6 protein-coding genes and 1 pseudogene are annotated in these 7989 nt (G+C 37.3%); 3 read left to right on the top strand and 4 right to left on the bottom strand.

What is annotated here, in order from left to right; translation table 11 throughout:
- Positions 1-5 precede the first annotated feature (5 nt).
- From L655_RS0102205 to L655_RS1000000127490, 3 genes are read left to right on the top strand one after another with little or no spacing between them, the layout of a single operon-like run.
- Positions 6-848, top strand: a complete 843-nt coding sequence (locus L655_RS0102205) for a SprT family zinc-dependent metalloprotease (RefSeq protein WP_024603959.1) — start codon at positions 6-8, stop codon at positions 846-848.
- Positions 841-1122 carry a hypothetical protein gene (locus tag L655_RS0102210; RefSeq protein WP_024603960.1) on the top strand — a complete coding sequence of 94 codons (282 nt, stop codon included), beginning with the start codon at positions 841-843 and terminating at the stop codon, positions 1120-1122. Before L655_RS0102205 ends, L655_RS0102210 begins: the two co-directional genes overlap by 8 nt.
- Position 1123: 1 nt before the next feature.
- On the top strand, positions 1124-1978 hold the full coding sequence (locus L655_RS1000000127490) for a hypothetical protein (protein ID WP_024603961.1): 855 nt from the start codon (positions 1124-1126) through the stop codon (positions 1976-1978).
- Positions 1979-1989: 11 nt separating this feature from the next.
- On the opposite strand, the gene L655_RS0102220 is transcribed toward L655_RS1000000127490, so the two are convergent.
- From L655_RS0102220 to L655_RS0102235, 4 genes and pseudogenes are all read right to left on the bottom strand, one after another.
- Positions 1990-2652, bottom strand: a complete 663-nt coding sequence (locus L655_RS0102220; protein ID WP_024603962.1) for a type I restriction-modification system subunit M N-terminal domain-containing protein — start codon at positions 2650-2652, stop codon at positions 1990-1992.
- 57 nt (positions 2653-2709) lie between these two features.
- Complete coding sequence (locus L655_RS0102225; protein WP_024603963.1) at positions 2710-3633, bottom strand: restriction endonuclease; 924 nt, start codon at positions 3631-3633, stop codon at positions 2710-2712.
- A 902-nt stretch (positions 3634-4535) separates the two neighbouring features.
- The gene (locus L655_RS0102230) at positions 4536-5762 is read right to left on the bottom strand and encodes an RNA-guided endonuclease TnpB family protein (protein WP_024603964.1); all 1227 of its coding nucleotides are present in this window, start codon (positions 5760-5762) and stop codon (positions 4536-4538) included.
- A 1906-nt stretch (positions 5763-7668) separates the two neighbouring features.
- Positions 7669-7989 (bottom strand): annotated as a pseudogene (locus L655_RS0102235) (replication initiation protein); the annotation flags it as partial.

Consider the following 7989-nt stretch of genomic DNA (forward strand, 5'->3'; position numbering starts at 1 on the left):
TGTAAGTGACGCAAAAAACGGTAGCCGCTGCTATTCATTCTGAAAAAAGCAGCGCAACAACCAACGAACGAGGTGTTTTTACTTATGGTAACGACACCATTTGCTATGATGTCATTCGTAAAACAAAGCCTAGTGATAACACTAAGAAAACCGCTCGCAAAGTAATTATAAAGATTCACCCTGATCAACGTGTTGTAGCTACTGTGCCTCATGATGCTAGTGATGATGCTATTGTTGATGCCATGCAAAAGCGTGCAAGATGGATATGGCAAAGTATTAATGACTTTGCAAAGCAAAAAGACACGGTATTGCATAAGCGTTATGTAAGTGGCGAAACCCAATTTTATTTAGGTAAGCGCTATGTACTCAAGGTCATTGTTGATGCTGAGCAAGTGCCCAGTGTGAAGCTCAGCCGAGGCAAATTGAACGTCACACTCAAGTATGAAATAAGCAAAGATACTGCCCCGGATAGTCAAGGTAGCCGCGCTGCGAAAATTAAACCGCTAATCGATAAATGGTATCAGCATAAAGCAAAAGCTATTTTCCATGAGCGACTAGCCGAACTACTTCCTAAGACCACATGGGTAACAGGCATTCCGTCTTTTCGTGTGATGGCAATGAAAAAGCAATGGGGAAGCTGCTCTACCAAAGGTAACTTGATGCTCAATCCACACCTAGTTAAAGCCCCGAAAGAATGTATTGATTACGTGATACTGCACGAGCTTTGCCATATTGCAGAACACAATCACAGTGAGCGCTTCTGGCGCTTATTAACCCAAGTAATGCCAAACTGGAAAGAAGTAAAAGCCAAATTAGATGACATGGCGGAGATGTATTTGAATGAATAAGTCAGAATTAATATCAGTTTGTATTAGTGACAATAGAGTATGCCCTATGCCCCCTCAGTGGGTTAAATTCGAAGAGCTATTATCAGAAATGGGCAATGGTAAACCGCCTCAATCACTTATTTTGGGTTATTGGTTTGATACTAGTGATGAAGAAAAACGCAAATGTGTTCAACAGCAGATTGACTGGGCTTATGAAAGAGGACTACTCGATTTTGCTATTGAATATTTAACCCAACTTAAACCTAACCAATGGCATACAGGATACCGCAAGTAATATGAGTAAGCATAACGAACACTCGTCATATAGAGAAAAGTTAATTGAACATTTATTTGTAGGAGAGTTACTGAAACTATCTTGGCTTGAACATGAATGCGGTCTTGAGGTAGCAAAACCAGAGGTTGATAATTCAGGTTACGATATCATTGCCGAGTGTTACGGGGTTGTTCGGCATATTCAACTGAAGGCATCGTACAGGTCTTCCTCAACAACCCAGCAAAAAGTGCATATAAAATTAGCGGATAAACCCTCAGGCTGTGTAGTTTGGATCATATTCGATGAAGACTCTTTAGAGTTTAAAGAGTTTTTATTTTATGGTGATCAAGCTGGTGAACCTTTACCGAACATAGATAACCTTAAGATAGCCAAGCACACCAAGGGAAATAAGGACGGGGTTAAAAATGAGCGACCCAATATTCGAGTTATAAACAAAGGTCAGTTTGAATCAATTAATTCAATAGGCTCTTTGTTTCAAAAACTATTTTGCATCACTCCATCGGAAGCTCCAGATATAACTGAGCCTTCGTCAGAATTACAACAAGTGAACTCCACTTTAGATGAATTTACTAAATTACATAGAATCAAGATATGGTCGCAAAAACCTTGGCAGAAAAATCATCAATTGATTAAAGGTTTTTTAGAACTTGAATCAAGTAATGGTTTTGTTGATTTGGACCAATTAATCGAATACTGCTCAAATCACTTTGATGGCGCAAAAGGCGAATGGAAAAATAATTTCAACTCCATGAAAACTGATCTTGGAAACGCTCATGGCAAGATCTTTTTTACTGTTGGAAATAGGTTAAAAATTTATAGTGAAGCAAGGAGAGAAATAGATAAATTTAATTGGTAAGCGGTAACAGTTTAAGCTGCTTTATGAAGGTGGCATTCGTTAGTAAAAAATGAAGATGACATTATATAAAACTCACCTGCTTTTTTACCCGCGCCACTAGCAAACATACCAATAAGGTATTCGTACGCATCGCCAAGTATGTCTATTTCGCTACTTTCTAGGTGAAAGTCGATGTTACCAAGGTGCTCTAATACTTTGGCTATTAACTTATTACGCGCATCCGGTGTTTTACCTAGCTTGTTAGAGGTTAGATCTAGGTCATCAAACAAACCGTTAAAGTCATCAGCGCTGTCTACGCCCATAGTACTTTGCTCAATATGGTTAAGCACGTTGGTTACATCATCAAGTATAAACTTATCGTTAGAACCGCGCTCAGCAAGTACATGAAAAAGCTCTGCAGGTTTTAAAAAGTAGCCAAGCTTATCAAGTGCCTCTTCTTTTACAGCTTCTAAGTACTCTTGTCCCTCTGCTGTAGTTTCGTCAATTTTAGCAAATACAATACCGTCTTCACTTAGTAGCTGATCAGCATAGGTATTGAGCTTATCTGACAGGTATTTATAAAAAATAAGCCCAAGTATGTAATCACGAAAGTCATCAGCCGACATATTGCCACGCAAGCTGTTAGCAATATTCCAAAGCTGCTTTTTTAATTCTTGTTGGTGTTGTTGAACCATTAATCTAATCTCTTAATTAGTTGTGTAGAGCTTCTACATACGCACTGCACGTGCGTGTTAATCTTCTAAAAAGTAATCGCTATCGAGCGCTTTTACTTCAAATACTTGTTTGGTGCTAACGCCTAAGTTATGAGTAAGCATTAGCTCTGTAAGTTGTTTACCATCTACAAGCACTATGCGCTTTTCTATTAAGCCTACATATTCCAGTGCATCTTTACTAAAGCCGCTGGTGGTGATGAATACGCCCTTTTTAGCGCGGTGCATATCAAGTGCGCCCGCAAAGGCTTGTATGTCTGCTCTACCCACTGTTTTATTGGTGTAGCGCTTAGCCTGTAAATATATCATTTCGAGGCCGAGTTTATCTTCTTTTATTACGCCATCAATGCCACCATCTTGAGTATACTGAGTAGCTTGCCCTGCATCTTTACGTGAGCCGCCATAGCCCATAGCTAGCATTAAATCGACTACAAGGTTTTCAAAAAACGCAGGGGAGGCCGAAAGCACGGCCTGTAGTATTTCGTCGCTTAAGTTAGTGTTGAGTGTATCTACCGCTGCTTCTATCAGCTCTTCGGGTGTTTTGTGTGAGTTGCTATTTACTAAGCTGGTGGTGTTTTCGTCTAGTGAGTCGCTAGTATCTTTAGTACGGGTTTTAAAATCTAAAAACTCAGGATATTGGCTTAAATACTGGTTATTGATTTGTTCACCTGTTGCTAACGCAGATAAACCTTTGCTCGTAATGGTACAAAAGGCTCTTTTAGGTTGCTCAATTAACCCTGCTTTAACTAAGTATGTTTTAGCCCATTGCAAGCGATGGTAGGCATAGGTTTGTTTACCATTAGGTATACGTAGCTTAAGCTGCTCTACTGATAAACCGAGGTTTTGATAAACGCTTGCTTCAATGTCTTTAAGCTTGACGGTTTTACCGTTAGCTAAGCACTGCAGTAATGGAGTCATGAATGATTGGTAATCTGGTAACGACATACTATTCCCTGCCAAGCCGTATTAGTTAATAACTAAACAGCTAATCCTTTTGTTTTATTAGTTGAGATAATATACACATTAAGATTAAGGGGCAAAGATTATGTAATGATCATGTGTCTCATATCAACACAGTTGATGTTGGGTAGTAAGAAGAACTAAGAACGCACAGTTACAAACGCCTCCTCGTGCGTTTATGATTGTAATATCGGAGTTTTCACTATTTTTCTTAAACCGATGCACTAAACCTATAGGGTTTTTCGGTCTATTTACCTCAGTTGCTCACAGGTGATTTTTGTATTTTATGAAATAAGTTGTGATATTAGACTGTTTTTTATCCATTTGACGTATGTTCTGATGTATCAATCCTTGTTCACCATTGTCAATCACTCAAACCGATGCAGCAAACCTATATACCCTGCTTTAAACCGATGCAACAAACCTATAGTTATAAAACAATGGCTTAGGTTTATTTTGTGCTTTAAGCTCTGCTTCTCTTAGGCTTGAAAGAGAGTTTATCTGGGATTTCTTCGGAAAACCGATGCAGTAAACCTCTAGTTATAGATCAATGACTTAGGTTGGAATTTGATTTATTTCCCTGTATTTAGGTGTTTTCAGGGGGTTATTCCGGCTCTATCTGGGAAAACCGATGCAACCAACTATAGGGTTTAGGTGGTGGGCCGTAGGTAGCGCTTTTAAAAACTAGTTAAAGCGCTATCTATCCTGACATCACAAAAGCTGGCCAAAGAAGTCACCAGCCCGCAACTTACTTCTTCGTAATCTAAGTTTGATTGGGGTAAAGGTTTTTATCGCTAGTTTGTGCCAGCATTGAGCAACCCTCTTTTGACATCCTCCCCCACCTCGCTAAGCGCCTGAACAAGTTCAGGAAAGGAGGGGGATTCCGATTAGTTTAAAACCATCGGGGCCTTATGATCACTCATAAGGCAAGTTCCTGCTTCAACAAGCTGACTAATGTCAATCTCTCCACAGGCTAGAACGCGATGACCTCGCGCTAAAATATTTAATGCGCCAACATGATCCGCATTATCTTGATAACCGCACTTCGCACATTCAAACTTAGACTGCGTTAATCGGTTATCTTTTGATTGATGGCCACACGCTGGACACGTTTGACTGGTATGTTTCGGATCAACAAAAATAACCTGACCGCCGAGCCAATCCTGCTTATATTTCAGCATCTCTTTAAACATTCCCCATCCTTGATTGAGAATGACGCGGTTTAAGCCAGATTTTTGTTTCACCATTTTTCCATGCTGCTCACTGTTGCCTTTGCTGTTTTTCGTCATATTTCTAATTTTAAGATCTTCTAGCACGATGATTGCGTGGCTTTTGCTCAACTGTGTTGAGATCTTATGTAATTTGTCATGACGAATATTGGCAACTTTCGTATGAAATGTTGTGATCTTTGCTTTTAATTTTTTCCAGTTACTTGAAAATTTCACTTTTCTAGCAAGTTGCTTCTGTAATCGTTTGATCCTGATTGTCTGTTTGCTGGTATCTATCGGCTCCACAAAACTGCCATCAGAAAGGGTAATTAGGCGTTTCACGCCTAAATCTCCGCCAATCATGGCGTTTGATGGGTGCTTAAGTGGTGCTACTTCTTGTTCAACTTGGATTGAAACAAACCAGTGCTTTCCTTTTTGTGAAACAGTGACGTTTTTAGCTTTTCCTAAAATAGCTTGGCTTTTTCTAACATTAACCCAACCGATTTTAGGTAAAAAAATACGTTTCCCATTCTTGTCGATTTTAAAGCCTTGTGGAAAACTAAAGCTATTCACCTCTCCTTTTTTCTTAAAAGTAGGCACCCGTTTGAGTGGTTGGTTTTTATCGAATGCGTCTTTAAAGGCGCGTTCAAGCTGTTTTAATGTTTGTTGGATAGTTTGTGCGGGCGATAGTGTTAAAAAGCCATACTCCTCGCTTTTTTTCCAAAGTTTGGAAAAGAAATCCAACTCTTGGTAGTAGCAAATTTTTTGTTCATTCTGTAACTTAAATAAGTTAATCGCTAAGGCTTTATTCCACAAGAATCGACAATTTCCCGCATATTGCGCCATTTTAGCGTTAATATCGGGTGTTGTTTTTAAACGAAATTTATAAGCTTTGCGAATAATCATACTGTTATTATATACAGTCAATCAAAAAGGAACAACCCACTTAGTCGCTTCGCGACTATTGCCTTATATCACCGACCTAAAGGAACGGTGTTTTACGGCAAAAAGTTGATAAAAAGTTTTCTTATTAGGGATTTCACATCCGTACCGATTTGATAATTGTACTATCGAAACGCCCTTCTTTGTTGACGACTTGCTTTCAAGTATTTCGTTAGTAAACAAAACCTCTCATCTGCAGAACTTCTATCATTAAATGGGGAAAATACTCTGCCTCATTACTTAGAATAAACCCCATGGAACTTTCCAATCACTTCCCAAATAACTATCTATCTGGGATTGTGATGCATATTTCCACGAAGGCAGCTTATACATAACTATTACAGGGGATTGATAAGAGAACTCCCTGTATTTCTGGGATTGTGATGCGTATTTCCACTAAAATAGCTCATACATAGCTATTACAGAGGATTGGTAGGAGCATTCCCTTTATTTCTGGGATTGTAATGCATATTTCCGCAAAAATAGCTCATACATAGCTATTACAGGGATTAATTGGATCATTTCCTATTTATCTGGGATTGTGACTTGGTAGTGAGATATTTATCCAAAGTGAACTACCCATCGACGCCGCTTCGCGTCGAGCAATGGGTTTTCTCGGAAAATTTCGATAAAAGTAGCGTTTAAAAATAAAACTTAAATGGTCTCTTTAGAGACCTAAATATATACTTGCCTGTTCAAGTTAAATATTTGATTGGTTTTTAGTCTTTTAAAGGACCTTTCAAAGGCCTTTATGAATAGGTAATAACTACCATAAGCGTCTAATAAAGGGCACCTGCTAATAATCAGTTAAAGCTATTAATCTTTCTCCAGCTTTACATGAGGAAAACACGTAGCCTTGAGTACTGGCGTAGTATTATAGAAGAGTAGCAAGCTAGCAATTTAACTATCACTGAGTATTGCCAGCAAAGTGCTTTATAGATCAGATATTTAGTTACTCCATAGTGTTTTTAAAGCTTAATTCTTTTTAATAGTAGCTTAATAGAGTAATTAGTCTTGATTATTAACTATTTCACCAATGAGTTAGTAAGATGTTGATCCAATTAACTCGTTAGAATCGTCATTAACTTATTCACATATCCACAGTACCTATTAATTCTATTAAATCTATTAAAACTATAAGATCTATAAGAACTATAGGCGTCTGTAAGTTATTGTTATTAAAAGATAAAAACATAATAGCAGATCATATATTTGGTGTTTCGGATCATATATTTGGTGTTTTAGATCATATATTTGGTGTTTCGGATCATATATTTGGTGTTTAGATTACATATATTTGGTGTTTAGATTACATATATTTGGTGTTCTTTTTTAGAATAAGGTTCTGACGACATACACTATTTTTATAGTATATGTCTCATTGCTAGCATGCAAAATGATAGATTAAGCTCTTTTTTAATATATTTAACACAATTCTGAGGTTGAAAGTTTGTATTTGTGTATATGCGTAACATATTTTTGGTGTTGAGAGCTTGTATCTTTGTATGTACGTAACATATTTTTGGTGTTGAGGGATTATATTTTTGTATGTAACATTTTTTTGTGTATGTAACATATTTCTTATCATGGAGATTATATCTTTGCATGTACTATTTTTGTAGGTATGCAACATATTTTTGGTGTTAGGGGTTATATCTTTGCATGTACGCAACATATTTTTGGTGTTGAGAGCTTGTACCTTTGTATGTACGTAACATATTCTTGGTGTTTTATTTATTTGTAGGGCTATATTCGTCGTATTTTATGGGAAGTTATTAAAAATAGGTCTACGTGAGCATATTTTATATGAGCTACATTACATATTTTTGGTGTTATTGAGAGCACATACCAAAAATATGTAATATGCTTTTTAATATGGAATATCTAAATTATCTATAGTCAGTTTATTCGCAATATCTATTTCTTCTTTGCTGGATGCTTGTTCTGCGCGGTTATTACGCCTTTCAATCAAGGTTGTAGCTATTTTATTAGATAGCTTCTCATTACCAGTGTAATTGTATGCAGAAAGTAACAGTTTAAGTTCTGCAGTTGATAATTTTTTACCATTGCCTTCAGACTTTAATTGCTGCCTTTTAAGCTCTAGCTTTTTAATAGTTGTAATAGCATCGCGTTCATTAAATTCCTCAATATTGCCTTTTGTTATCCAACTCATAAGGAATTTGATAGCTAT

Origin of the sequence: Pseudoalteromonas sp. TAE79, assembly GCF_000498015.1 — a bacterium.
Classification (GTDB): Bacteria; Pseudomonadota; Gammaproteobacteria; order Enterobacterales; family Alteromonadaceae; genus Pseudoalteromonas.

Coding starts and splice junctions, on each gene's coding strand:
- L655_RS0102220 (WP_024603962.1), bottom strand. CDS start 2,652: ATGGTTCAACAACACCAACAAGAATTAAAAAAGCAGCTTTGGAATATT.
- L655_RS0102230 (WP_024603964.1), bottom strand. CDS start 5,762: ATGATTATTCGCAAAGCTTATAAATTTCGTTTAAAAACAACACCCGAT.
- L655_RS1000000127490 (WP_024603961.1), top strand. CDS start 1,124: ATGAGTAAGCATAACGAACACTCGTCATATAGAGAAAAGTTAATTGAA.
- L655_RS0102225 (WP_024603963.1), bottom strand. CDS start 3,633: ATGTCGTTACCAGATTACCAATCATTCATGACTCCATTACTGCAGTGC.
- L655_RS0102210 (WP_024603960.1), top strand. CDS start 841: ATGAATAAGTCAGAATTAATATCAGTTTGTATTAGTGACAATAGAGTA.